This is a genomic window from Enterobacteriaceae endosymbiont of Donacia piscatrix (assembly GCF_012569525.1).
GTDB lineage: Bacteria > Pseudomonadota > Gammaproteobacteria > Enterobacterales > Enterobacteriaceae.
Genome location: NZ_CP046200.1, coordinates 305,714 through 308,767 on the forward strand (window position 1 = coordinate 305,714; position 3,054 = coordinate 308,767).

Below are 3,054 nucleotides of genomic sequence, written 5' to 3' on the forward strand. Positions count from 1 at the left end.
TTTATTTATTTATAAATTTTATTTATTTATAAAAATAACTTTTAATTATTATTTTATAATATATTTGTTTTTAAAATTTAATTTTATATTTTTATAAAATTTTTTAGGTTTATTTATTAGTTCAAAATAAATATTTTTATTAAAAATTTTAATATTTTTAGAATGTTGTAACAAATTTTTTCTAATTGAAGAAGATAATTCAATAATAGAATGATCAAAAAATAATTTTATATTTCCTATATTTTTACTATTTATTTGAAATTCATTAATAGTAGCTCCTACTATATGACGTATTTCAATTTTATCTTTTTTACCTATATTTATACGATAAATATCCATTTTATTAGAATATTTTTTGTATTTTTTAATATATTTTTTTTTAATAAAAAAATTTTTTTTATAAAATCTTTTCTTAATATTAGTTATATTAAGATCTGGAGGTAATATTAAAGGTTTTTTAACCTGAGATAATTTTAATAGAATTATCATTAAAATTTCTTGATCTATTTTATTTTTAGTTATTATTGTTGATATAATATTTCGATATTGAATTAAATCTGTTTTTTTTAAAAAATTTATTTCTTTTTTTATTTTAAAAATAAATTTTTCTAATCTTTTTTGACATAAAAGATTAGAATTAGGTAAAAAAACTTCATGAATGTTACATTTTATTTTATATTGAATAATTTTAAGAAATCTTTTTTCTCTATATTCTATAAATGTTAAAGATTTACCTTGTCTTCCTGCACGTCCTGTTCTTCCAATACGATGAATATAAGAATCAATGTCCATCGGTATATCATAATTTATAACTAAATCAATTCTATCTACATCTAATCCTCTTGCAGCAATATCAGTCGCAATTAAAATATCTAAGTTACCATTTCTAAATTTTTCTAATGTTTGTTCCCTATTTCTCTGATTCATATCCCCATTTAATGCAGCACCATTATAATCATACTGTTTTAATATATCGGCGATTTCTATTGTTGAAGTTTTAGTTTTTACAAAAATTAAAACTGCATCATAATTTTCAGTTTCTAAAAATTTCATTAAGGCATCTATTTTTTTACCATATATAAACCAATATGTTTGTTTTATATCTGGTATAGTTTTAATATTCGTTTTTATAGTAATTTCATAGGGATTAATCATGAATTTTTTAGTAATATTTTTAATTTTTTGTGGCATTGTTGCTGAAAATAATGAAGTTTGATGTTTTTTCGGTATAGTTGTTAATATTTTTTCAACATCTTCAATAAAACCCATTCTTAACATTTCATCTGCTTCATCTATTACTAAACTAGTTAATTGAGATAAATTAACAGTTTTTCTTTTAATATGATCTAATAAACGACCTGGAGTAGCTATAATAATTTGTGTTCCTAAACGTAATTTTTTTAATTGTATTTGATATGGTTGTCCTCCGTATAAAGCTAAAACATTAATACTTTTTATATATTTTGAAAATAAAGAAACTGTTTCTGATACTTGTATTGCTAATTCTCTTGTTGGTGTCAAAATTAATATTTGTGTTTTTTTTATAGATAAATTTATATTATTTAATAAAGGTAATATAAATGCTGCTGTTTTACCACTACCTGTTTGAGCTATTCCTAAAACATCTCTTTTTAATAATAAATGCGGAATACATTTTTTTTGTATAGGGGAAGGATTTAAATATCCTATATCATGTAAAGCTTTTAAAAGAAATTCATTTAAACCAAAATTAAAAAAAGTAATATTCGTCATGTAATATATATTCCTTGTAAATATAATTTAAAAATTAATAGTCAATTTATAATTAGTAGATAATAAAGATTAGAAAATTAACATTTAAATTGTAATTATGTTTAATTATTATCAAAAACATAATTACAAATATTTAAATCATTTAATATAAATTATAATTTAATAATTATTTTTTATAAACTAATATATTTATAAAATTTATTTTTTTAAATAAAAAGTTTATTAAACTAATTCATATAGTTTTTGGAAGTATTTTATATACTAAATTTTATTTATAGCAGCTTTTATACTTAATCTTATTCTTCCTTGTTTATCAATTTCCATAACTTTAACTAATACATTTTGTAAAATTTGTAAATAATCACTTACTTTACTAACATGTTTATTAGTAATTTGAGAAATATGAACTAATCCCTCTTTTCCATTATTTAGAGAAATAAAAGCACCAAAATCAACAATGCGTATAACTTTACCAGTATAATTTTGTCCAACAATAAGATCATCTGTAATTTCTTTTATACGACGAATTGCAAATTTTATTTTTTCATTATTTTTAGCTGCAATTTTAACAATTCCGTTATCTTCTATTTCAATAATTGTATCAGTTTCTTCAGTTAAAGCTCTAATAACAGATCCACCTTTACCTATCATATCTTTAATTTTTTCTGGATTAATTTTTAATGTATGAATTCTTGGTGCAAATTCTGAAATATTTCTTCTCGGATTAGAAATAGCTTGTTTCATTACTTTTAAAATATGTAATCTAGCTAATTTTGCTTGAAATAAAGCTAATTTTATAATTTTATAAGTTATTCCTTCTATTTTCATATCCATTTGTAATGCTGTAATTCCATTATCAGTACCTGCAACTTTAAAATCCATATCACCTAAATGATCTTCATCACCTAAAATATCTGATAATATTATAAAATTATTCTTTTCTTTAATTAATCCCATTGCTATACCAGCTACAGCATTTTTTATAGGGATACCTGCATCCATCATAGCTAAAGAAGCACCACAAACAGAAGCCATAGAAGAAGAACCGTTAGATTCTGTGATTTCAGATACTATACGAATAGTATAAGGAAATTGATTAATATCAGGCATAATTGGTATTAAAGATTTTTTAGCTAAATTACCATGACCTATTTCACGTCTTTTAGGAGATCCTAATATACCAATTTCACCAACAGAGTAGGAAGGAAAATTATAATGGAATAAAAAATTGTCTGTTTTATTATTTATTAAATCATCTAATGTTTGAGCATCTCTAGTTGTTCCTAATGTAGCTGTAACTAG

At 21.2% G+C, this 3,054-nt stretch carries 2 protein-coding genes; both read right to left on the reverse strand.

Features of this window, described 5'->3' with window-relative positions; translation table 11 throughout:
- Positions 1–48 precede the first annotated feature (48 nt).
- Positions 49–1,752, reverse strand: coding sequence for a DEAD/DEAH box helicase (locus GJT96_RS01550; protein WP_169780467.1), 1,704 nt, complete (start codon positions 1,750–1,752; stop codon positions 49–51).
- Between the two features lie 261 nt (positions 1,753–2,013).
- Positions 2,014–3,054 (reverse strand): polyribonucleotide nucleotidyltransferase (gene pnp / locus GJT96_RS02405; protein ID WP_247646078.1); only part of this gene is annotated, 1,041 nt, incomplete at its 5' end.